General features: G+C 70.5%; 22 protein-coding genes. 20 read left to right on the top strand and 2 right to left on the bottom strand.

Translation table 11 applies throughout. The features are described 5' to 3' along the window. Nucleotides 1-174 precede the first annotated feature (174 nt). From pgsA to relA, 15 genes are all read left to right on the top strand, one after another. Nucleotides 175-843 carry a phosphatidylinositol phosphate synthase gene (gene pgsA / locus RI578_RS31925; RefSeq protein ID WP_310874289.1) on the top strand — a complete coding sequence of 223 codons (669 nt, stop codon included), beginning with the start codon at nt 175-177 and terminating at the stop codon, nt 841-843. After that, nucleotides 840-1,772, top strand: coding sequence for a phosphatidylinositol mannoside acyltransferase (locus tag RI578_RS31930; RefSeq protein ID WP_310874290.1), 933 nt, complete (start codon nt 840-842; stop codon nt 1,770-1,772). Before pgsA ends, RI578_RS31930 begins: the two co-directional genes overlap by 4 nt. Next, nucleotides 1,769-2,932, top strand: a complete 1,164-nt coding sequence (locus tag RI578_RS31935; RefSeq protein ID WP_310874291.1) for a glycosyltransferase family 4 protein — start codon at nt 1,769-1,771, stop codon at nt 2,930-2,932. The genes RI578_RS31930 and RI578_RS31935 overlap by 4 nt, the downstream gene beginning before the upstream one ends. A 159-nt stretch (nt 2,933-3,091) precedes the next feature. Next, a complete protein-coding gene (locus tag RI578_RS31940; RefSeq protein ID WP_310874292.1) occupies nt 3,092-3,634 on the top strand; it encodes a hypothetical protein in 543 nt (180 codons plus the stop codon). 122 nt (nt 3,635-3,756) lie between these two features. Further along, a complete protein-coding gene (pdxS, locus tag RI578_RS31945; protein ID WP_121745928.1) occupies nt 3,757-4,668 on the top strand; it encodes a pyridoxal 5'-phosphate synthase lyase subunit PdxS in 912 nt (303 codons plus the stop codon). A gap of 18 nt (nt 4,669-4,686) precedes the next feature. Beyond that, nucleotides 4,687-5,295: a pyridoxal 5'-phosphate synthase glutaminase subunit PdxT gene (gene pdxT, locus RI578_RS31950; RefSeq protein ID WP_310874293.1), complete on the top strand. Its 609-nt coding sequence runs from the start codon at nt 4,687-4,689 to the stop codon at nt 5,293-5,295. A gap of 51 nt (nt 5,296-5,346) precedes the next feature. Continuing rightward, complete coding sequence (locus tag RI578_RS31955) at nt 5,347-6,099, top strand: YebC/PmpR family DNA-binding transcriptional regulator (protein WP_121745926.1); 753 nt, start codon at nt 5,347-5,349, stop codon at nt 6,097-6,099. Nucleotides 6,100-6,216: 117 nt separating this feature from the next. Next, a complete protein-coding gene (gene ruvC / locus RI578_RS31960) occupies nt 6,217-6,783 on the top strand; it encodes a crossover junction endodeoxyribonuclease RuvC (protein ID WP_310874294.1) in 567 nt (188 codons plus the stop codon). Next, nucleotides 6,780-7,385: a Holliday junction branch migration protein RuvA gene (gene ruvA, locus RI578_RS31965; RefSeq protein ID WP_310874295.1), complete on the top strand. Its 606-nt coding sequence runs from the start codon at nt 6,780-6,782 to the stop codon at nt 7,383-7,385. Before ruvC ends, ruvA begins: the two co-directional genes overlap by 4 nt. A gap of 28 nt (nt 7,386-7,413) precedes the next feature. Then, nucleotides 7,414-8,487 (top strand): Holliday junction branch migration DNA helicase RuvB, encoded by a 1,074-nt coding sequence (gene ruvB, locus RI578_RS31970; protein ID WP_310874296.1) that lies wholly within the window; start codon nt 7,414-7,416, stop codon nt 8,485-8,487. Between the two features lie 175 nt (nt 8,488-8,662). Further along, complete coding sequence (gene yajC, locus RI578_RS31975) at nt 8,663-9,175, top strand: preprotein translocase subunit YajC (protein ID WP_310874297.1); 513 nt, start codon at nt 8,663-8,665, stop codon at nt 9,173-9,175. A 132-nt stretch (nt 9,176-9,307) separates the two neighbouring features. Then, nucleotides 9,308-11,104, top strand: coding sequence for a protein translocase subunit SecD (gene secD / locus RI578_RS31980; RefSeq protein WP_310874298.1), 1,797 nt, complete (start codon nt 9,308-9,310; stop codon nt 11,102-11,104). Between the two features lies 1 nt (nt 11,105). Continuing rightward, complete coding sequence (gene secF / locus RI578_RS31985) at nt 11,106-12,245, top strand: protein translocase subunit SecF (protein ID WP_310874299.1); 1,140 nt, start codon at nt 11,106-11,108, stop codon at nt 12,243-12,245. Further along, nucleotides 12,242-12,790: an adenine phosphoribosyltransferase gene (locus RI578_RS31990; protein WP_310874300.1), complete on the top strand. Its 549-nt coding sequence runs from the start codon at nt 12,242-12,244 to the stop codon at nt 12,788-12,790. The genes secF and RI578_RS31990 overlap by 4 nt, the downstream gene beginning before the upstream one ends. 359 nt (nt 12,791-13,149) lie before the next feature. Continuing rightward, entirely contained in the window at nt 13,150-15,693 is a 2,544-nt protein-coding gene (gene relA, locus RI578_RS31995) for a GTP pyrophosphokinase (protein WP_310874301.1), read from the top strand. A gap of 71 nt (nt 15,694-15,764) precedes the next feature. Here relA and RI578_RS32000 read toward each other — a convergent pair whose 3' ends face one another. Both RI578_RS32000 and RI578_RS32005 read right to left on the bottom strand, forming a co-directional pair. Next, nucleotides 15,765-16,994: a DUF349 domain-containing protein gene (locus RI578_RS32000; protein WP_310874302.1), complete on the bottom strand. Its 1,230-nt coding sequence runs from the start codon at nt 16,992-16,994 to the stop codon at nt 15,765-15,767. 135 nt (nt 16,995-17,129) lie between these two features. Then, complete coding sequence (locus tag RI578_RS32005; protein ID WP_310874303.1) at nt 17,130-17,957, bottom strand: peptidylprolyl isomerase; 828 nt, start codon at nt 17,955-17,957, stop codon at nt 17,130-17,132. A 183-nt stretch (nt 17,958-18,140) separates the two neighbouring features. On the opposite strand from RI578_RS32005, the gene RI578_RS32010 reads away from it, so the two are divergent. From RI578_RS32010 to rpsD, 5 genes are all read left to right on the top strand, one after another. Next, a complete protein-coding gene (locus RI578_RS32010) occupies nt 18,141-18,848 on the top strand; it encodes an MBL fold metallo-hydrolase (RefSeq protein WP_310874304.1) in 708 nt (235 codons plus the stop codon). Between the two features lie 13 nt (nt 18,849-18,861). Beyond that, nucleotides 18,862-20,124 (top strand): histidine--tRNA ligase, encoded by a 1,263-nt coding sequence (gene hisS, locus RI578_RS32015; protein WP_310874305.1) that lies wholly within the window; start codon nt 18,862-18,864, stop codon nt 20,122-20,124. A 200-nt stretch (nt 20,125-20,324) separates the two neighbouring features. Then, nucleotides 20,325-20,987 (top strand): vitamin K epoxide reductase family protein, encoded by a 663-nt coding sequence (locus RI578_RS32020; RefSeq protein WP_310874306.1) that lies wholly within the window; start codon nt 20,325-20,327, stop codon nt 20,985-20,987. Between the two features lie 69 nt (nt 20,988-21,056). Further along, nucleotides 21,057-22,412 carry a replication-associated recombination protein A gene (locus RI578_RS32025; RefSeq protein ID WP_310874307.1) on the top strand — a complete coding sequence of 452 codons (1,356 nt, stop codon included), beginning with the start codon at nt 21,057-21,059 and terminating at the stop codon, nt 22,410-22,412. A gap of 296 nt (nt 22,413-22,708) precedes the next feature. Next, the gene (gene rpsD, locus RI578_RS32030) at nt 22,709-23,323 is read left to right on the top strand and encodes a 30S ribosomal protein S4 (RefSeq protein ID WP_003977321.1); all 615 of its coding nucleotides are present in this window, start codon (nt 22,709-22,711) and stop codon (nt 23,321-23,323) included.

The raw sequence follows: 23,323 nt of genomic DNA on the forward strand, positions 1-23,323 counted from the left end.
TTCGAGCTTTCCACTCCCGTCACGCCGCGTCCATACGACGGACCCGATCCCGCGGCCCACCGGCCGCCCACCAGGGGCTCAGGGTGCCCGTCCGTCGCCCACGCGCGCGCGTGGCTACGATGGGCCAGCCGGTGGCCAGCAGGGGCCGCGGCCACACCGACCGTCGGGAAGGCCATGCTGAACAAGTACGCGCGTGCATTTTTTACGCGTGTCCTCACACCGTTCGCCGCGTTTCTCATCCGCCGGGGCGTCAGCCCGGACACGGTCACGCTGATCGGCACCGCCGGTGTGGTCGCGGGTGCGCTGGTCTTCTACCCCATGGGTGAGTTCTTCTGGGGCACGGTCGTGATCACGCTCTTCGTCTTCTCCGACCTCGTCGACGGCAACATGGCCCGCCAGCTCGGCCGCTCCAGCCGCTGGGGCGCCTTCCTGGACTCCACGCTGGACCGGGTCGCCGACGGCGCGATCTTCGGCGGCTTCGCCCTCTGGTACGCGGGCGGCGGTGACGACATCGTGCTGTGCGCCGTGTCGATCTTCTGCCTGGCCAGCGGTCAGGTGGTGTCGTACACCAAGGCGCGCGGCGAGTCGATCGGCCTGCCGGTCGCCGTCAACGGGCTGGTCGAGCGCGCCGAGCGACTCGTCGTCTCGCTGGTCGCGGCCGGTCTCGCGGGGCTGCACAAGTTCGGCGTGCCGGGCATCCAGTACCTCCTGCCGATCGCCCTGTGGATCGTCGCCGTCGGCAGCCTCGTCACGCTGATCCAGCGCGTCGTCACGGTCCGCCGGGAGGCCGCCGAGGCGGACGCCGCCGCCCAGGAGAGCCAGGGCACCGAGGCGGCCAAGTGAGCGCTCGGGACCGGCTGACCGACGGCCTGTACGGCGCCGGCTGGAGCACCGTGAAGAAGCTCCCCGAGCCGGTCGCCGTGCGGCTCGGCCGCACCGTCGCGGACGTCGCCTGGAAACAGCGCGGCGCGGGCGTACGGCGCCTGGAGAGCAACTACGCGCGCGTGGTGCCGGACGCGAGCCCCGAGCGGCTCGCCGCGCTCTCGCGCGCGGGCATGCGCTCGTACCTGCGTTACTGGATGGAGTCCTTCCGTCTCCCCGCGTGGAGCACCGGGCGGATCAGGTCCGGCTTCGCGGCCGAGGACCTGCACCACCTCACCGACGGAATGGACGCCGGCAAGGGCGTGGTCCTCGCCCTCCCGCACCTGGCCAACTGGGACCTCGCGGGCGCCTGGGTCACCACCGAGCTGGGCATCCCCTTCACCACGGTCGCCGAACGCCTCAAGCCGGAGACCCTCTACGACCGCTTCGTCGCCTACCGCGAGGGCCTCGGCATGGAGGTCCTGCCGCACAGCGGCGGCACGGCGTTCGGCACGCTGGCCCGGCGGCTGCGCGACGGCGGCCTGGTCTGCCTGGTCGCCGACCGCGACCTGTCCGCCTCCGGCGTGGAGGTCGACTTCTTCGGCGAGACGGCCCGGATGCCCGCGGGGCCGGCCCTGCTGGCGCTGCAGACCGGCGCACGGCTGCTGCCGGTGACGCTCTGGTACGACGAGTCGCCCGTCATGAAGGGCCGGGTGCATCCGCCGGTCGAGGTCCCCGAGTCAGGTACCCGGGCCGAGAAGACGTCTGTCATGACACAGGCGCTGGCCGATGCCTTCGCCACGGGGATCGCCGACCACCCGGAGGACTGGCACATGCTCCAGCGCTTGTGGCTGAAGGACCTCGACCCGGCCAAGGCCCCCGCCGCGGCCGACGGGCAGGGCGCCTCGTGAGGATCGGCATCGTCTGCCCGTACTCCTGGGACGTGCCGGGCGGCGTCCAGTTCCACATCCGGGACCTAGCCGAGTACTTCGTCCGTCTCGGCCACGAGGTCTCCGTCCTCGCCCCCGCCGACGACGACACCCCGCTGCCGCCGTACGTCGTCTCGGCCGGCCGCGCGGTGCCGGTCCCGTACAACGGCTCGGTGGCCCGCCTCAACTTCGGCTTCCTGTCGGCGGCCCGGGTGCGGCGCTGGCTGCACGACGGCGCCTTCGACGTCATCCACATCCACGAACCGACCTCGCCCTCGCTCGGCCTGCTGACCTGCTGGGCGGCGCAGGGCCCGATCGTGGCGACCTTCCACACGTCCAACCCGCGCTCCCGCGCGATGATCGCCGCGTACTCGATCCTCCAGGCCGCGCTGGAGAAGATCAGCGCCCGGATCGCGGTGAGCGAGTACGCCCGCCGCACTCTCGTCGAGCACCTCGGCGGGGACGCGGTCGTCATCCCCAACGGCGTCGACGTCGACTTCTTCGCGGGCGCCGAGCCGAAGCCCGAGTGGCAGGGCGACACGATCGGCTTCATAGGGCGCATCGACGAACCCCGCAAGGGCCTGCCGGTGCTGATGCGGGCGCTGCCGAAGATCCTCGCCGCCCGCCCCGGGGCCCGGCTGCTGGTCGCCGGGCGCGGCGACGAGAAGGAGGCCGTGGCCTCCCTGCCCGCCGAGCTGCGCTCCCGGGTGGAGTTCCTCGGCATGGTCAGCGACGAGGACAAGGCCCGGTTCCTGCGCAGCGTCGACCTGTACGTGGCGCCCAACACCGGCGGCGAGAGCTTCGGGATCATCCTGGTGGAGGCCATGTCGGCCGGCGCCCCCGTACTCGCCTCGGACCTGGACGCCTTCGCCCAGGTCCTCGACCAGGGGGCGGCCGGTGAGCTGTTCCCCAACGAGGACGCCGACGCCCTGGCCGACGCGGCGGTACGCCTCCTCGCGGACCCGGAGCGCCGCACCGCCCTGCGGGAGCGCGGCAGCGCCCACGTACGGCGCTTCGACTGGTCCACCGTCGGCGCGGACATCCTGTCGGTCTACGAGACGGTCACGGCGGGCGCGGCAGCGGTGGCGACGGACGACCGGGCGACGGGGCTGAGGGCACGCTTCGGCCTGGCGCGGGACTGAGGTTGGACTTCTCAGCGACGTTGGGCATCCTCAGCCCGTCCGGCGTTTGAGGACGAGGCCGTCCAGGCCGAAGCGGGGTCTGGGGGCGGCAGCCCCCAGCGACGGTCACCGTGAGGTACCCCGCCAACCCAGCGGAGCGCTCCCGTAGGGTTGCGCCCCGTGACCGCAACCCTCATCTGGATCCTGGTCGTCCTCGTGGCGATCGGCCTGTACCTGAGCTGGACGGCGGGGCGGCTGGACCGGCTGCACGCCCGGATCGACGCCGCCCGTGCCGCACTCGACGCGCAGCTGCTGCGCAGGGCGTCCGTGGCCCAGGAACTGGCCACCTCCGGCGTGCTCGACCCGGCCGCCTCCATCGTCCTGTACGAGGCCGCGCACGCCGCCCGGCAGGCCGAGGAGGAGCACCGGGAGGTCGCCGAGAGCGAGCTGAGTCAGGCACTGCGGGCGGTGTTCGCCGACCCGCCGCAGGTGGACGTCCTGCGCGAGGCGCCCGGGGGAGAGGAGGCGATCCACGAGCTGGCCGAGGCCGTACGGCGCGTCCCGATGGCCCGGCGGTTCCACAACGACGCGGTGGGAGCCGCGCGCAGGCTGCGCGAGCACCGCAAGGTCCGCTGGTTCCGCCTCGCCGGACACGCTCCCTTCCCGCTGGCCTTCGAGATGGACGACGAGTCGCCGGCGGCCCTGGTGGACAGGGCGGCGTAGCGACCCCGCCCGGGCCCGCACCCGAAAAGGATCCACCAGCTACCCATTGGCCCTTGCTGTGGCCTGCTCCCTTCACGTTTCCTCGGAGCTGCACAAACCCCCTTCACTTCAGCGAGGTACCCGTGTCCAGCACGCTCTCCGAGAACCAGACCCCCGAGACCGGCACCGCCCGCGTGAAGCGCGGTATGGCCGAGCAGCTCAAGGGCGGCGTGATCATGGACGTCGTCACGCCGGAGCAGGCGAAGATCGCCGAGGACGCGGGCGCCGTCGCCGTCATGGCCCTGGAGCGGGTCCCGGCCGACATCCGCAAGGACGGCGGCGTGGCCCGTATGTCCGACCCGGACATGATCGAGGGCATCATCGGCGCGGTCTCCATCCCCGTGATGGCCAAGTCCCGCATCGGCCACTTCGTCGAGGCCCAGGTCCTGCAGTCCCTCGGCGTCGACTACATCGACGAGTCCGAGGTCCTCACCCCGGCCGACGAGGTCAACCACAGCGACAAGTTCGCCTTCACCACCCCCTTCGTCTGCGGCGCCACCAACCTCGGTGAGGCCCTGCGCCGCATCGCCGAGGGCGCCGCGATGATCCGCTCCAAGGGCGAGGCCGGCACCGGCAACGTCGTCGAGGCCGTCCGCCACCTGCGCCAGATCAAGAACGAGATCGCCCGGCTGCGCGGCTACGACAACAACGAGCTGTACGCCGCCGCCAAGGAGCTGCGCGCCCCGTACGAGCTGGTCCGGGAGGTCGCCGAGCTGGGCAAGCTCCCCGTGGTCCTCTTCTCCGCCGGCGGTGTCGCCACCCCGGCCGACGCCGCGCTCATGCGCCAGCTCGGCGCCGAGGGCGTCTTCGTCGGCTCCGGCATCTTCAAGTCCGGCGACCCGGCCAAGCGCGCCGCCGCCATCGTGAAGGCGACCACCTTCTACGACGACCCGAAGATCATCGCGGAGGCGTCCCGCAACCTCGGCGAGGCCATGGTCGGCATCAACTGCGACACCCTCCCCGAGACCGAGCGCTACGCGAACCGCGGCTGGTAGGACGAGGACACCGGATCCATGAGCGACACCCCCGTCATCGGCGTCCTGGCCCTCCAGGGCGACGTACGTGAGCACCTCGTCGCCCTGGCCACGGCCGACGCCGTGGCCAGGCCGGTCAGGCGCCCCGAAGAACTCGCCGAGGTCGACGGCCTGGTCCTGCCCGGCGGCGAGTCCACCACCATCTCCAAACTGGCCGTCCTCTTCGGAGTGATGGAGCCCCTCCGCGCGCGCGTGCGGGAGGGCCTGCCCGTCTACGGCACCTGCGCCGGCATGATCCTGCTGGCCGACAAGATCCTCGACCCGCGCTCCGGGCAGGAGACGGTCGGCGGCATCGACATGATCGTGCGGCGCAACGCCTTCGGACGGCAGAACGAGTCCTTCGAGGCGGCCGTCGACATCAAGGGCGTCGAGGGCGATCCTGTGGAGGGCGTCTTCATCCGCGCCCCCTGGGTGGAGTCCGTGGGCGCCACGGCCGAGGTGCTCGCCGAGCACGAGGGCCACATCGTCGCGGTCCGCCAGGGCAACGCTCTGGCCACGTCGTTCCACCCGGAGCTGACCGGCGACCACCGGGTGCACCGCCTCTTCGCCGACATGGTGCGCGCGAACCGGGCGGCGGAGTCCTTGTAGGATTCCTGCGTTCGTTCGTTCAAAGACGGGTTACGCGAAGGAGACAGGCAGATGTCCGGCCACTCTAAATGGGCCACGACGAAGCACAAGAAGGCCGTCATCGATGCCAAGCGCGGCAAGCTCTTCGCGAAGCTGATCAAGAACATCGAGGTCGCGGCCCGGATGGGGGGCGTCGACATCGAGGGCAACCCGACGCTCTACGACGCCATCCAGAAGGCGAAGAAGCAGTCGGTCCCGAACAAGAACATCGACTCCGCGGTCAAGCGCGGCGGTGGCCTCGAGGCCGGCGGCGCCGACTACGAGACGATCATGTACGAGGGTTACGGCCCGAACGGTGTCGCGGTACTCATCGAGTGCCTCACCGACAACCGCAACCGCGCCGCCTCCGACGTCCGCGTCGCCATGACCCGCAACGGCGGCTCCATGGCCGACCCGGGCTCGGTGTCGTACCTGTTCAACCGCAAGGGCGTAGTGATCGTCCCCAAGGGCGAGCTGGGCGAGGACGACGTCCTGGCCGCCGTCCTGGACGCGGGCGCCGAGGAGGTCAACGACCTCGGCGAGACCTTCGAGGTACTCAGCGAGGCCACCGACCTGGTCGCGGTCCGCACCGCCCTCCAGGACGCCGGCATCGACTACGAGTCCGCCGACGCCAACTTCGTTCCGACCATGCAGGTCGAGCTGGACGAGGAGGGCGCCCGGAAGATCTTCAGGCTGATCGACGCCCTGGAGGACAGCGACGACGTGCAGAACGTCTTCGCCAACTTCGACGTGAGCGACGAGGTCATGGAGAAGGTCGACGCGTAGCACCGCCGCGCGCACGACGATTCCGGCGGGCCGGGGACACGTCCCCGGCCCGCCGCCGTTGTCGGTGGCACCCGATAGCCTGCACAAACAGGCGATCGATGTGAGGGGAGCCGTGCGTTGCGCGTACTGGGGGTGGACCCGGGGCTGACCCGCTGCGGGATCGGTGTCGTGGAGGGCGTCGCGGGGCGGCCGCTCACCATGCTCGGCGTCGGAGTGGTCCGTACACCCGCGAACGCGGAACTCGGCCACCGCCTGGTCGCCGTCGAGCAGGGCATCGAGCAGTGGCTGGACGAGCACCGGCCCGAGTACGTGGCGGTGGAGCGCGTCTTCAGCCAGCACAACGTCCGCACGGTCATGGGCACCGCCCAGGCCAGCGCCGTCGCCATCCTGTGCGCCTCCCGTCGCGGCATCCCCGTCGCCCTGCACACCCCCAGCGAGGTCAAGGCCGCCGTCACCGGCAGCGGACGCGCCGACAAGGCGCAGGTCGGTGCCATGGTCACCCGGCTGCTGCGGCTCGCCGAACCGCCCAAGCCCGCCGACGCCGCCGACGCCCTCGCGCTCGCCATCTGCCACATCTGGCGCGCTCCCGCACAGAACCGGCTCCAGCAGGCCGTGGCCCTGCACGCCTCGAAAGCCCCGAAGACCTTGAAAGCCCCGACCGCACCGAAAGGCCGTACGACATGATCGCCTTCGTCAGCGGCACGGTCGCCGCCCTCGCCCCCGACGCCGCGGTGGTCGAGGTCGGCGGCGTCGGCATGGCCGTCCAGTGCACGCCGAACACGCTCTCCACCCTCCGCCTCGGCAAGCCCGCCAAGCTCGCCACCTCGCTCGTCGTCCGCGAGGACTCGCTCACCCTTTACGGCTTCGCCGACGACGACGAGCGCCAGGTCTTCGTGCTGCTCCAGACGGCCAGCGGTGTCGGCCCCCGGCTGGCCCAGGCGATGCTCGCCGTGCACAGCCCCGACGCCCTGCGCAGAGCCGTCTCCACCGGCGACGAGAAGGCGCTCACCGCCGTCCCCGGTATCGGCAAGAAGGGCGCGCAGAAGCTGCTCCTGGAACTGAAGGACCGGCTCGGCGAGCCCATCGGGGCCCCCGCCGTCGGCGCGCCGGTCAGCACCGGCTGGCGCGACCAGCTGCACGCGGCCCTCATCGGCCTCGGGTACGCGACCCGCGAGGCCGACGAGGCCGTCTCCGCCGTGGCCCCCCAGGCCGAGGCCGCCGGGGGAGCGCCTCAGGTGGGCCAGCTGCTGAAGGCGGCCCTGCAGACCCTGAACCGCGCCCGATAGCCCGTATTCGAGAGCCGAGGCACACCACATGAACTGGGACGACACGACCGACACGGACGCCGCGGGCGAACGGCTGGTGGGTGCGTCCGCCGACGGCGAGGACCAGGCCGTGGAGGCCGCCCTGCGCCCCAAGGACCTGGGCGAGTTCATCGGCCAGGAGAAGGTCCGCGAGCAGCTCGACCTCGTGCTGCGCGCCGCACGCGCGCGCGGGGCGACCGCCGACCACGTGCTGCTCTCCGGCGCCCCCGGCCTCGGCAAGACCACCCTCTCGATGATCATCGCGGCCGAGATGGGCGCCCCCATCCGCATCACCTCCGGCCCCGCCATCCAGCACGCCGGTGACCTCGCGGCGATCCTCTCCTCCCTCCAGGAGGGCGAGGTCCTCTTCCTCGACGAGATCCACCGCATGTCGAGGCCCGCCGAGGAGATGCTCTACATGGCGATGGAGGACTTCCGCGTCGACGTCATCGTCGGCAAGGGCCCGGGCGCCACCGCCATCCCCCTGGAGCTGCCGCCCTTCACCCTGGTCGGCGCCACCACGCGCGCGGGACTGCTGCCGCCCCCGTTGCGCGACCGCTTCGGCTTCACCGCGCACATGGAGTTCTACGGACCGGCCGAACTGGAACGCGTCATCCACCGCTCGGCGGGCCTGCTCGACGTCGAGATCGACACCGCCGGCGCCGCGGAGATCGCCGGCCGCTCCCGCGGCACCCCCCGCATCGCCAACCGCCTGCTGCGCCGGGTCCGGGACTACGCCCAGGTCAAGGCCGACGGCCGGATCACCCAGGAGATCGCCGCGGCCGCCCTCGCGGTCTACGAGGTCGACGCCCGCGGCCTGGACCGGCTGGACCGGGGTGTGCTGGAGGCCCTGCTCAAGCTGTTCGGCGGCGGTCCCGTCGGCCTGTCCACGCTCGCCGTCGCCGTGGGGGAGGAGCGTGAGACAGTGGAAGAGGTCGCCGAACCCTTCCTCGTGAGGGAGGGGCTGCTCGCCCGCACCCCGCGCGGACGCGTGGCGACCCCGGCCGCATGGGCGCACCTCGGCCTCACCCCGCCGCGTTCGCAGAGTTCGGGAAACGGACAACAGGACTTGTTCGGGGCGTGACGACACCGTCACGAAGAGGACATTCGCCGGAGCAGGAACCCCGGTGCCATGCTGAGCGTTGTTCCATGCGCGCGGACTCGCTTAGACTCCGCCGATGCCGCCCTTGTCGGCGGCGCACACACCCCCAACCATCAGGCCGCTCACCATCGCGGTCGTGTGAAGGAAGTACCGACCCGTGAGTCTCGTGACCCTCCTCCCGTTCATCGTGCTCATCGGGGCCATGTTCCTGATGACCCGGTCGGCGAAGAAGAAGCAGCAGCAGGCCGCCGACATGCGGAACCAGATGCAGCCCGGTTCCGGAGTCCGCACCATCGGGGGCATGTACGGCACGGTCAAGGAGGTCAACGAGGACACGGTCCTCCTCGACGCCGGCCCGGGCGTCGAGCTGCTCTTCGCCAAGAACTCCATCGGTGCCGTCCTCACCGACGACGAGTACAACCGCATCGTCCACGGCATCGAGCACGACCTGAAGTCCGACGCCGACGTCGTGCCGGACGACGCCTCCTCCCTCACCGAGACCGACGCCTCCGCCGACGACGCTGCCGCCGCCTCCGACGACAAGCCCGTCGACCTCGGCAAGAAGGACGCGGACGACGAGCCGGCCGAGCCGACCGTCGACGCCGCGCCCGCCGAGGCGAAGACCGACGAGCAGCCGAAGAAGTCCGACGGCGGTTCCGAGGCGAAGTAGCCGTGCCCCGGGGTGCGCGGGTCGTTCCCGCGTGCCCCGTGTGACGCGCGGCTCGCACGGATCCGGACATCATGTGATGGCCGCCGGTGACGCCTACCCGGCGCGAAGCGGCCCGAGAGGGAGTACGCAAAGGTGGTAGCACCTAAAAAGGGAAAGAATGCGAGCGCTCAGAGTAGGCCGGGGCGCTCGCTGGCCCTGATCGTGATCGCCATCGTGGCGCTCACCGGAGGCATGTTCGCCGCCGGACACACGACTCCGCGTCTCGGCATCGACCTGGCCGGCGGCACCAGCATCACGCTCCGCGCTGTTCCGGAGGCGGGCCAGGAGTCCGCGATCAACAAGACCAACATGGACACCGCGGTCGAGATCATGGAGCGCCGTGTCAATGGTCTGGGTGTCTCCGAGGCCGAGGTACAGACCCAGGGCGACCGGAACATCATCGTCAACATCCCCAAGGGGACGAACTCCAAGGAAGCCCGGGAGCAGGTCGGTACCACCGCCAAGCTCTACTTCCGCCCGGTCCTCGCCACCGAACTCTCCGGCGCGAACGCGACCGGCAGCCCCTCGCCGAGCGAGACCGGCGGCGCCTCGGACAAGGCGACCGACAAGGCCACGGACGGCGCGGACGACAAGGACAAGGCCACCGACGGGGACAAGGCGAGCGATTCGCCCTCCGGCTCCCCCTCGGCGAGCTCCAGCCCCCAGGGCCGCGCGGCCAGCGACGCCCTGAAGGCCGACCCCAGCCCGTCCGGCGGGGCCTCCGACGGCGCATCTCCGTCCCCGAGCGCCAGCGCCCCCGGTGACGACGCGAACGCCAAGCTCCAGGCCGAGTACGCCGCACTGGACTGCACCGACGCGGCAGCCCGGGCCAAGGCGGGCGACGGCGCCAAGCAGGGCGACTCGATGGTGGCATGCGGCCAGAACGCGCAAGGCCAGTGGCAGAAGTACGTCCTGGGCCCCGCCGCGGTCGACGGTACGGACGTCGACAGTTCCGAGGCCGTCTTCAACACGCAGACCGCCGCCGGCTGGACCGTGACGATGAAGTTCACGGACGGTGGCGCCAAGAAGTTCGCGGACATCACCGGCAAGCTGGCGCAGAACCAGTCCCCGCAGAACCAGTTCGCCATCGTCCTGGACAACGAGGTCGTCTCCGACCCGTACGTCAGCCAGGCGCTCACCGGCGGCAGCGCGGAGATCTCCGGCAGCTTCGACCAGGAGGAGGCCCAGGGCCTCGCCAACATGCTGTCCTACGGCGCTCTGCCGCTGACCTTCAAGGAGGACAGCGTCACCACCGTCACCGCCGCGCTCGGCGGTGAGCAGCTCAAGGCCGGTCTGATCGCCGGCGCGATCGGCCTCGCCCTGGTCGTCCTCTACCTGCTCGTCTACTACCGCGGCCTGTCGTTCATCGCCATCGCCTCGCTGCTGGTCTCCGCGGGCCTCACGTACGTGATCATGTCGCTGCTCGGCCCGACCATCGGCTTCGCGCTGAACCTGCCGGCCGTGTGCGGTGCCATCGTCGCGATCGGCATCACGGCGGACTCGTTCATCGTGTACTTCGAACGCGTCCGCGACGAGATCCGGGAAGGACGCTCGCTGCGACCCGCCGTGGAGCGGGCCTGGCCGCGCGCCCGGCGCACCATCCTGGTCTCCGACTTCGTGTCGTTCCTCGCCGCCGCGGTGCTCTTCGTCGTCACCGTCGGCAAGGTGCAGGGCTTCGCGTTCACCCTGGGCCTGACCACGCTGCTCGACGTGGTGGTGGTGTTCCTCTTCACCAAGCCGCTGCTGACGCTGATGGCCCGGCGCAGGTTCTTCGCGAGCGGTCACAAGTGGTCCGGCCTCGACCCGAAGAGCCTGGGTGCCAAGCCGCCGCTGCGCCGCACCCGCCGCCCCGCCCGTCCCGCCGGCCACGTCGACCCGAAGGAGGCGTGAGATGGGAAAGCTCGGCAACCTCGGCGCCCGACTGCACCACGGTGAGATCGGTTACGACTTCGTCAAGAACCGCAAGCTCTGGTACGGCATCTCCATCCTCATCACCATCACGGCCATCGTCGGCCTGGCGGTGCGCGGCCTGCACATGGGCATCGAGTTCCAGGGCGGCGCGGTCTTCACCACCCCGAAGAACATGAGCGCCTCGGTCTCCCAGGCCGAGACCTACGCGGAAGAGGCCTCCGGCCACGACGCGATCGTCCAGAAGCTCGGCGACGGCAGCCTCCGCATCCAGATCGCGGGCACCGACACCGCGAAGTCGGACCAGATCAAGGAAGAGCTGTCCAAGGACCTGGACGTCCCGGCGGAGAAGATCAACGCCGACCTGGTCGGGCCCAGTTGGGGTGATCAGATCGCCAACAAGGCCTGGCAGGGCCTGGGGATCTTCATGGTCCTGGTGGTGATCTATCTGGCGATCGCGTTCGAGTGGCGCATGGCGCTCGCCGCGTTCGTCGCGCTGATTCACGACATCACCATCACGGTGGGCATCTACGCCCTCGTCGGGTTCGAGGTCACACCGGGCACGGTGATCGGTCTGCTCACGATCCTCGGTTACTCGCTCTACGACACGGTCGTGGTCTTCGACAGTCTCAAGGAACAGACGAGAGACATCACCAAGCAGACCCGCTGGACCTACGCCGAGATCGCCAACCGTTCGATCAACAGCACCCTGGTCCGCTCCATCAACACCACGGTGGTCGCGCTGCTGCCGGTGGGCGGTCTGCTGTTCATCGGTGGCGGTGTCCTCGGCGCCGGCATGCTCAACGACATCTCGCTGTCGCTGTTCGTCGGCCTCGCCGCGGGCGCGTACTCGTCGATCTTCATCGCCACGCCGCTCGTCGCCGACCTCAAGGAGGCCGAGCCGCGGATGAAGGCGCTCAAGAAGCGCGTCCTCGCCAAGCGCGCCCAGGCCGCGGCCAAGGGCGAACCCGCCGAGAACGCCGTCGACGAGGAGCGCTACGCCGACGACGATGACGACGCCGTCGACGAACCCGAGGACGCGGCGCCCGCGGTCGTCGGCCCCCGCAACCAGCCGGCGTCCCGCAACAGGGGCCGTGGCCGACCCTCGGGGAAGGGCCGATGACCGGGACGACCGACATCACGGAGCTGCTGCTCAGCCGTATCCGGGATGTGGCGGACTACCCGGAGCCGGGCGTGGTGTTCAAGGACATCACCCCGCTCCTGGCCGACCCGGCCGCGTTCACCGCACTGACCGACGCGCTCGCGGAGGTCGCCGAGCACACCGGCGCCACCAAGGTCGTCGGCCTGGAGGCCCGCGGCTTCATCCTCGGCGCCCCGGTGGCGCTGCGGGCCGGCCTCGGCTTCATCCCCGTACGCAAGGCGGGCAAGCTCCCCGGAGCCACCCTCAGCCAGGCGTACGAGCTGGAGTACGGCTCGGCCGAGATCGAGGTGCACGCCGAGGACCTGGCCGCCGGTGACCGGGTGCTGGTCGTCGACGACGTCCTCGCCACCGGCGGCACCGCCGAGGCCTCGCTGGAGCTCATCCGCCGGGCCGGCGCGCGGGTCGCGGGTCTCGCCGTCCTGATGGAGCTGGGCTTCCTCGGCGGGCGGGCCCGCCTGGAGCCGGCCCTCGCCGGGGCACCCCTGCGGGCGCTGCTCACGGTCTGACACCCCTAGGGGGTGTCGTTTGGATCCTGCCGGGGTCGCGGGGTCTGGCACGCGCATCTGCGGCGTTGTCGTCGGTTGCCAGGGCTCCGCCCTGTCGCCCTCCTCCGCCTTGCAGCTGCACGCACCAGACCCCGCTCGGGTCAGTCGCAAGGCACCGTTGCCTGGAGCCGGCCTGATCCAAACGACACCCCCTAGTCGCACAGCGGAGGCGGGCCCGGAGGAAATCCGGCGCCCGCCTCATGCGTTTCTCGGGTTGACGGCCCCCACAGTGGCCGGAAGGCGATCCCGGAGTGCAGGATCGCTACCATGGGGTTTCCGGAGCCTGACCGGGGGACCCGGATCGCGCACGAGGAGTCCTCTTGCCAGACGAGGCCCAGCCACTGACCGCCGCAAAGCCCGAGTCCGCCTCGGCGCCCGCGGCGAAGCCCGCGCCCAGTTCGCCACAGGCGAAGAACGACACCCGCGGGCCGATCCAGCACGCCCCGGCCGCGCCCGTCGACAAGCCGGCCGATCAGCAGCCGCGTCCCAAGCCGATCCCGCCCGAGCGCGAACGGAACGCGCCCGTGGTCCGCGCCCCCTCCGGGCAGCCCGCCCGCTCCGGCTCCTCCAACCGCGTCCGCGCCCGCCTCGCCCGCCTCGGCGTGCAGCGCGCCAACCCGTACAACCCGGTCCTGGAGCCCCTGCTGCGGATAGTGCGCAGCAACGACCCCAAGATCGAGACGGCGACCCTGCGCCAGATCGAGCGCGCCTACCAGGTCGCCGAACGCTGGCACCGCGGCCAGAAGCGCAAGAGCGGCGACCCGTACATCACGCATCCGCTCGCCGTCACCACCATCCTCGCCGAGCTGGGCATGGACCCGGCCACGCTGATGGCCGGTCTCCTGCACGACACCGTCGAGGACACCGAGTACGGCCTCGAGGACCTGCGCCGCGACTTCGGCGACGTGGTCACCCTGCTCGTCGACGGCGTCACCAAGCTCGACAAGGTCAAGTTCGGCGAGGCCGCGCAGGCCGAGACCGTGCGCAAGATGGTCGTCGCCATGGCCAAGGACCCCCGCGTCCTGGTCATCAAGCTCGCCGACCGCCTGCACAACATGCGCACCATGCGCTATCTCAAGCGCGAGAAGCAGGAGAAGAAGGCGCGCGAGACCCTGGAGATCTACGCGCCGCTCGCCCACCGCCTGGGCATGAACACCATCAAGTGGGAGCTGGAGGACCTCGCCTTCGCGATCCTCTACCCCAAGATGTACGACGAGATCGTGCGCCTGGTCGCCGAGCGCGCCCCCAAGCGCGACGAGTACCTCGCCATCGTCACCGACGAGGTCCAGCAGGACCTGCGCGCGGCCCGCATCAAGGCGACCGTCACCGGCCGCCCCAAGCACTACTACAGCGTCTACCAGAAGATGATCGTCCGCGGCCGTGACTTCGCGGAGATCTACGACCTGGTGGGCATCCGCGTCCTCGTGGACACCGTCCGCGACTGCTACGCGGCGCTCGGCACCGTGCACGCGCGATGGAACCCGGTCCCCGGCCGGTTCAAGGACTACATCGCGATGCCCAAGTTCAACATGTACCAGTCGCTGCACACGACGGTCATCGGGCCCAACGGCAAGCCGGTCGAGCTGCAGATCCGCACTTTCGACATGCACCGCCGCGCCGAGTACGGCATCGCCGCGCACTGGAAGTACAAGCAGGAGGCCGTCGCCGGCGCCTCCAAGGTCCGCACCGACGCGCCGAAGTCGTCCGGCAAGGGCAAGGACGACCACCTCAACGACATGGCGTGGCTGCGCCAGCTCCTCGACTGGCAGAAGGAGACCGAGGACCCCGGCGAGTTCCTGGAGTCCCTGCGCTTCGACCTCTCCCGCAACGAGGTCTTCGTCTTCACCCCCAAGGGCGACGTCATAGCGCTGCCCGCGAGCGCCACCCCCGTGGACTTCGCGTACGCGGTGCACACCGAGGTCGGCCACCGCACCATAGGGGCACGGGTCAACGGCCGCCTCGTGCCGTTGGAGTCCACCCTGGACAACGGCGACCTGGTGGAGGTCTTCACCTCCAAGGCGGCCGGCGCGGGCCCCTCCCGCGACTGGCTCGGCTTCGTCAAGTCGCCGCGCGCCCGCAACAAGATCCGCGCCTGGTTCTCCAAGGAGCGCCGCGACGAGGCGATCGAGCACGGCAAGGACTCCATCGTCCGCGCCATGCGCAAGCAGAACCTGCCGATCCAGCGCATCCTGACCGGCGACTCCCTGGTCACGCTCGCCCACGAGATGCGCTACTCGGACATCTCCGCGCTCTACGCGGCGATCGGCGAGGGCCATGTCTCCGCGCAGAACATCGTGCAGAAACTGGTGCAGGCGCTCGGCGGCGAGGAGGCCGCCACCGAGGAGATCGACGAGTCGGTACCGCCGGCCCGCGGTCGCGGCCGCAAACGCCGGACCAACGCCGACCCGGGCGTCGTGGTCAAGGGCGTCGAGGACGTGTGGATCAAGCTGGCACGCTGCTGCACACCCGTCCCCGGTGACCCGATCATCGGCTTCGTCACCCGCGGCAGCGGCGTATCCGTTCACCGCAGCGACTGCGTGAACGTGGACTCGCTGTCCCGGGAGCCCGAGCGCATCCTCGAGGTCGAGTGGGCCCCCAGCCAGTCCTCCGTCTTCCTGGTCGCCATCCAGGTCGAGGCCCTGGACCGCTCCCGGCTGCTGTCGGACGTCACGCGCGTGCTGTCCGACCAGCACGTCAACATCCTCTCCGCGGCCGTCCAGACCTCCCGCGACCGCGTCGCCACCTCCCGCTTCACCTTCGAGATGGGCGACCCGAAGCACCTCGGGCACGTCCTGAAGGCCGTACGGGGCGTCGAGGGCGTCTACGACGTGTACCGGGTGACCTCGGCGCGCAGGCCGTCGTAGCGGCCGTCACACAGGCGGAGGGGCTCCCGTACGGCGTGTACGGGAGCCCCTCCGCGTGTATGCGCGGGGTGTCAGCCGCCGAACTCGTGCAGACCCTTCAGGGCCTGGTCCAGCAGCGCCTGCCGGCCCTCCAGCTCGCGCTCCAGCTTGTCGGCCTTCGCGTTGTTGCCCTGGGCACGGGCCTGCTCGATCTGCGAGCGCAGCTTGTCCACGGCGGCCTGGAGCTGACCGGTCAGACCCTCGGCACGCGCGCGTGCCTCCGGGTTGGTCCGGCGCCACTCGGTCTCCTCGGCCTCCTGGAGCGCCCGCTCGACCGCGTGCATCCGTCCCTCGACCTTGGGACGGGCGTCGCGCGGCACGTGACCGATGGCCTCCCAGCGCTCGTTCACCGCGCGGAACGCGGCCCGGGCCGCCTTCAGGTCAGTGACCGGCAGGAGCTTCTCGGCCTCCCCGGCCAGCTCCTCCTTGAGCTTGAGGTTCTCCGTCTGCTCGGCGTCCCGCTCGGCGAAGACCGAGCTGCGGGCGGCGAAGAACACGTCCTGGGCGCCGCGGAAGCGGTTCCACAGGTCGTCCTCGTGCTCGCGCTGGGCACGGCCCGCGGCCTTCCACTCGGACATCAGGTCGCGGTAGCGCGCGGCCGTCGGCCCCCAGTCCGTCGAGTTCGACAGCGCCTCGGCCTCGCCGACCAGCCGTTCCTTGGTCCGCCGGGCCTCCTCGCGCTGCGCGTCCAACTGCGCGAAGTGCTGCTTGCGGCGCTTGGAGAACGCCGAGCGCGCGTGCGAGAAGCGGTGCCACAGCTCGTCGTCGGACTTGCGGTCCAGGCGCGGCAGGCCCTTCCAGGTGTCCACCAGGGACCGCAGCCGCTCACCGGCCGCCCGCCACTGGTCCGACTGCGCCAGCTCCTCGGCCTCGGCGACCAGCGCCTCCTTGGCGCCGCGCGCCTCGTCGGACTGCTTCGCCCGCTGCGCCTTGCGCTCCTCGCGGCGCGTCTCCACCAGTGCGACGAGCTTGTCCAGCCGGGCCCGCAGCGCGTCCAGGTCGCCCACCGCGTGGTGCGCGTCGACCTGTTCCCGCAGGTGGTCGACGGCGGTCTGGGCGTCCTTCGCCGACAGGTCGGTGGTCTTCACTCGCTTCTCGAGGAGGCCGATCTCGACAACCAGGCCTTCGTACTTGCGTTCAAAGTAGGCCAGGGCCTCCTCGGGGGAGCCCGCCTGCCAGGAACCGACGACCTGCTCGCCGTCGGCCGTACGCACGTACACGGTCCCCGTCTCATCGACGCGGCCCCACGGGTCGCTGCTCACAGCGCCTCCTCCACATGATGCCTGCGGAGGGCTTCGCTACCCCCGGGCATCGTCCACAGTTTCGTCACGGCCAACATAGGCGACCGGCGGGTGGCCTGTCCGCATCCCGCGCGACCGAACTTTCGCTGATGAGGGTCAGGATTTCGTGACCGTGGCCTTGTCGATCACGACCGTCGCGTTGGGTGCTCCGTCGCCCGCGCCGGTGCTCTCGCCCGCGGCGGCGATCTTCTTCAACACCGTCATTCCCTCGTCCGAGATGGTGCCGAACGGCGTGTAACTCGGGGGCAGCGGGCTGTTCTGGTACACGAGGAAGAACTGGCTGCCGCCGGTGTTCGGCTGACTGGTGTTGGCCATCGCCACCGTGCCCGCCGGGTACGTGTTCTCCTTCAGGCTCTTGTCCTTCAGGTTCTCGTCCGGGATGTTGTAGCCCGGACCGCCGTTGCCCTGGCCCGTCGGGTCGCCGCACTGGAGCACGTAGATCCCGTTGGTGGTCAGCCGGTGGCACGGCGTGTGGTCGAAGAAGCCCTTGCCGGCCAGGAAGTTGAACGAGTTGACGGTGTGCGGCGCCGCCGACGTCTTCAGCGCGATGTCTATGTCGCCGCAGGTCGTCGCCAGCTTCATCGTGTACTTCGCGGACTTGTCGATGGTCATCGCAGGTTCCTTCTTCCAGGTCTGCGTCTTGACCTTGCCCTCCGCCGGCTTGTCGCACGGGTCCTTCGGCGGCTCACTGCTCGCCGAGGCGCTCGGGGTGACCTCCGCGTTGGCGTTCGTCTTGCTGTCGCCGTCGTCCAGGACCACCCCGGTCGTGTACAGCGCGACACTGCCGATCAGAATCACGCCGAGCACCGACGCGATCGCGGCGTTGCGCATGCGGGCCTTGCGTCGCGCGGAGGTGCGTCGCTGCTGCTGCCGCAAGAACTTCTCCCGGGCGAGCTGACGCCGCCGCTGCTCCTGGGTGACCACCGGGTTCTCTCCTCATGCGTCTTCGTGTGCCGACCGGTACGCGTGGGTGCGATGAGCCGACCGTGGGCGTGTAGCCCCGTACCGTATATGGGTTCGCTGAGGAATCGGCACCGCCGGTAGGCTCTGACCATGGGCGCGGTCCGTTCGCAAGCCCACCCGTACCGACACAAACGAAGGACGATCGTGCTCATTGCCGGGTTCCCCGCCGGGGCCTGGGGGACGAACTGCTATCTCGTCGCCCCCGCCGCCGGTGAGGAGTGCGTGATCATCGACCCTGGCCATCAGGCGGCCCCGGGAGTCGAGGAAGCGATCAGGAAGCATCGGCTCAAGCCCGTCGCCGTCGTCCTCACCCACGGTCACATCGACCATGTGGCCTCGGTCGTCCCGGTCTGCGGCGCGCACGACGTGCCGGCCTGGATCCACCCCGACGACCGCTTCATGATGAGCGACCCCGAGAAGGGGATCGGCCGCACCATCGGCATGCCGCTCATGGGCGAGCTGACCGTCGGGGAACCGGACGACGTCAGGGAACTGACCGACGGCGCGAAGCTGGAGCTGGTCGGCCTGGAGCTGACCGTCGCGCACGCGCCGGGCCATACCAAGGGGTCGGTGACCTTCGGCCTGCCCGAGGCGGCGGACATCCCGCCGGTCATGTTCTCGGGCGACCTGCTGTTCGCCGGCTCCATCGGACGCACCGACTTCCCCGGTGGCTCCATGGACGACATGCTCGAATCGCTGGCACGCGTGTGCCTGCCGCTCGACGACTCGACCGTGGTGCTGTCCGGACACGGCCCCCAGACGACCATCGGCCAGGAGCGCGCCACCAACCCGTATCTGCGGCAGGTGGCGGCGGGCCAGGGAGCTCCCCGGGCTCCCCGACGAGGAATGTGACGAGAGACCTCCCGTGAGCACCTTCAAGGCCCCCAGGGGCACGTACGACCTGCTGCCGCCGGACTCCGCCAAGTACCTGGCGGTCCGCGAGGCGATCGCCGCCCCGCTGCGCAACTCCGGCTACGGCTACATCGAGACGCCCGGTTTCGAGAACGTCGAGCTCTTCGCGCGCGGTGTCGGCGAGTCCACCGACATCGTGACCAAGGAGATGTACGTCTTCGAGACCAAGGGCGGCGACCGGCTCGCCCTGCGCCCGGAGACGACGGCCCCCGTGCTGCGCGCGGTCCTGGAGGCCAACCTGCACAAGGCGGGCAACCTGCCGGTGAAGGTCTGGTACTCGGGCTCGCAGTACCGCTACGAGCGTCCGCAGAAGGGCCGTTACCGCCACTTCTCGCAGGTCGGCGCCGAGGCGATCGGCGCCGAGGACCCGGCGCTGGACGCCGAACTGATCATCCTCGCCGACCAGTCGTACCGCTCGCTGGGCCTGCAGGGCTTCCGCATCCTGCTCAACTCCCTCGGCGACCAGGAGTGCCGCCCGGTCTACCGCGCCGCGCTCCAGGACTTCCTGCGCGGCCTGGACCTGGACGAGGAGACGCTGCGCCGCGCGGACATCAACCCGCTGCGCGTCCTGGACGACAAGCGCCCGGACGTGCAGAAGCAGCTGACCGACGCCCCGCTGCTGCGCGACTACCTGTGCGACGCCTGCAAGGCGTACCACGAGGAGGTGCGCGAGCTGATCACCGCGGCGGGCGTGGTCTTCGAGGACGACCCGAAGCTGGTGCGCGGGCTCGACTACTACACCCGCACGACCTTCGAGTTCGTCCACGACGGGCTGGGTTCCCAGTCCGCGGTGGGCGGCGGCGGCCGCTACGACGGACTGTCCGAGATGATCGGCGGCCCGTCCCTGCCGTCCGTGGGCTGGGCCCTCGGCGTCGACCGCACCGTCCTCGCCCTGGAGGCGGAGGGCATCGAACTGGACATCCCGTCGGTCACCTCCGTCTTCGCGGTACCGCTCGGCGAGGAGGCCCGCCGGATCCTCTTCGCCAAGGTCACCGAGCTGCGCAAGAACGGCGTCGCCGCCGACTTCTCCTACGGCGGCAAGGGCCTGAAGGCCGCGATGAAGGCGGCCAACCGCTCGGGTGCGCGCTACGCCCTCGTCCTGGGCGAGCGCGACCTCGCCGAGGGCGTCGTCCAGCTCAAGGACATGGAGTCCGGCGAGCAGGCGGCGATCGGCGTGAACGAGATCGTCGCCGAGCTGGAGTCGAGGCTCGGCTAGCAGCTCCGTACGTCCCGTCGTCCCCAGGGGCGCGCGCGTTCGCTCGCGTGTGCCCCCGGGGAACGGACATCGGCCGGAATACGCCACTCCAGGGCGATCACCGGTGCGTTCTTATGTTCATCGAACCGTGGCCTTACAGGTCCGTGCGGCACAATGGCCCTGCCCGAAGCAGGTCCGACTCAAGTGACGGAATCGGCGTGATGAGCAAGACGACAGTGAAGGACGTCTCCACCGTGGCAGAGCCCGCGCCGGAACCCACCGCCGGAGCACCGCGCGCCGAGGGCGGCAGCCGTGCCCTCGCCCTGCTGCTGGTGATCACGGGCGCGGCCGGAGTGCTCGCCGCCTGGGTCATCACGCTCGACAAGTTCAAGCTCCTCGAGGCCAAGGTCGCGGGCACGACGTTCACCCCCGGGTGCAGCCTCAACCCCGTCGTCTCCTGCGGCAGCGTCATGGAGAGCGACCAGGCGGCCGTCTTCGGCTTCCCCAACCCGATGCTCGGCCTGGTCACCTACGGCATCGTCGTCTGTGTCGGCATGAGCCTGCTGGCGCGAGCGCGTTTCCCGCGCTGGTACTGGCTCACCTTCAACGCGGGCACGCTCTTCGGCGTCGGGTTCTGCACCTGGCTGCAGTTCCAGTCGCTGTACCGGATCAACGCGCTGTGCCTGTGGTGCTGCCTGGCCTGGGTCGCGACGATCGTGATGTTCTGGTACGTGACGTCCTTCAACGTCCGCAAGGGCTTCCTGCCCGCGCCGAACTGGCTCAGGGGCTTCTTCGGCGAGTTCACCTGGGTCCTGCCGGTACTGCACACCGGCATCATCGGCATGATGATCCTGACCCGCTGGTGGGACTTCTGGACCAGCTGACGGGCCGGCGGTCGCCCTCCGCACACCGCGCCCGCCGCATTGTCAGCGCCGTCATCTAGGGTTCAGAACGTGGAGCCCGACCTGTTCACCGCCGCAGCCGAAGAACGCCAGGAGAATGACCCGACCGGCAGCCCCCTCGCCGTGCGGATGCGCCCGCGCACCCTCGACGAGGTCGTCGGCCAGCAGCACCTGCTCAAGCCCGGATCCCCCCTGCGCCGACTGGTCGGCGAGGGCGGCTCCGGCCCCGCGGGGCCGTCCTCGGTCATCCTCTGGGGCCCGCCGGGCACCGGCAAGACCACCCTGGCGTACGTCGTCTCCAAGGCCACCAACAAGCGCTTCGTGGAGCTGTCGGCGATCACCGCGGGCGTCAAGGAGGTCCGCGCGGTCATCGACGGCGCCCGCCGCGCGGTCGGGGGGTACGGCAAGGAGACCGTCCTCTTCCTCGACGAGATCCACCGCTTCAGCAAGGCCCAGCAGGACTCCCTGCTCCCGGCCGTCGAGAACCGCTGGGTCACCCTGATCGCCGCCACCACCGAGAACCCGTACTTCTCGGTGATCTCCCCCCTGCTCTCCCGCTCCCTCCTCCTCACCCTCGAACCCCTCACCGACGACGACGTCCGGGACCTGGTCCGCCGGGCCCTGACCGACGAGCGCGGCCTGAAGGAGGCCGTCGGTCTCCCCGAGGACACCGAGGAGCACCTGCTGCGCATCGCCGGCGGCGACGCCCGCCGTGCCCTGACCGCGCTGGAGGCCGCCGCCGGGGCCGCGCTGGACAAGGGCGAGACGGAGATCGGCCTGACCACGCTGGAGGAGACGGTCGACCGGGCCGCGGTGAAGTACGACCGCGACGGCGACCAGCACTACGACGTCGCCAGTGCCCTGATCAAGTCCATCCGCGGCTCCGACGTGGACGCCGCCCTGCACTACCTGGCCCGGATGATCGAGGCCGGCGAGGACCCCCGCTTCATCGCGCGGCGTCTGATGATCTCCGCCAGCGAGGACATCGGCCTGGCCGATCCGAACGCGCTGCCGATCGCCGTCGCCGCCGCCCAGGCCGTCGCCATGATCGGCTTCCCCGAGGCCGGCCTCACCCTCAGCCACGCCACCATCGCCCTGGCCCTCGCCCCCAAGTCCAACGCCGCGACCACCGCCATCGGCGCCGCCCTGGACGACGTACGCAAGGGACATGCCGGACCGGTCCCCTCGCACCTGCGCGACAGCCACTACAAGGGCGCGGGCAAGCTCGGACACGGGCAGGGGTACGTGTACCCGCACGACCTGCCGGAGGGCATCGCCGCCCAGCAGTACGCGCCGGACGAGCTGAAGGACCGCACGTACTACACCCCGACCCGGCACGGCGCCGAGGCCCGGTACGCGGACGCGGTGGAGTGGACCCGCGGGCACCTCGGTCGCAAGCGGTCCTGAGCAGCCTGTAGAATCACCCGGAGTGCCGAGTCCCGTGCAGTCAGAACGGAACACCCGGCCGGAACCCCCAGCGGGTTCCAGGAGCGTCGCGCACCGTCGATAGGTGTCGCGGGCAGCCCACCACCACCCGGAGTTCCGGAAGCGGTCGGTGGGCCACTCGCGTGCTGCACGTATGTGCCCAGACCAGGGGAGCGGCTGCCCGGCAGGTCCCACGCGGACCAGGCGGGTTTCCCCGGCTGCGGATTGCGACCTCCCTCAACCCTGACAAGCCGGAATCCAGGAAAGAGACACAGACAGTGGCGAACCAGCCCCGTCCCAAGGTCAAGAAGTCGCGTGCCCTCGGCATCGCGCTGACCCCGAAGGCCGTCAAGTACTTCGAGGCCCGCCCCTACCCGCCGGGCGAGCACGGCCGCGGCCGCAAGCAGAACTCGGACTACAAGGTCCGTCTGCTCGAGAAGCAGCGTCTGCGCGCGCAGTACGACCTCAGCGAGCGTCAGCTCGTCCGCGCCTACGAGCGCGCCTCCAAGACCAACATGAAGACCGGCGAGGCCCTGGTCATCGAGCTGGAGCGCCGCCTCGACGCGCTGGTCCTGCGTTCGGGCATCGCCCGCACGATCTACCAGGCCCGCCAGATGGTCGTGCACGGCCACATCCAGGTCAACGGCCAGAAGGTCGACAAGCCGTCCTTCCGCGTCCGCCCGGACGACGTCGTGCAGGTGCGCGAGCGCTCCAAGGAGAAGACGCTCTTCACGATCGCCCGTGAAGGTGGCTTCGCCCCCGACGGCGAGACCCCGCGCTACCTCCAGGTGAACCTCAAGGCCCTGGCGTTCCGCCTGGACCGCGAGCCGAACCGCAAGGAGATCCCGGTGATCTGCGACGAGCAGCTCGTCGTCGAGTACTACGCCCGCTGA

The organism is Streptomyces sp. BB1-1-1, from assembly GCF_031597775.1.
GTDB classification, from domain to species: Bacteria; Actinomycetota; Actinomycetes; order Streptomycetales; family Streptomycetaceae; genus Streptomyces; species Streptomyces thinghirensis.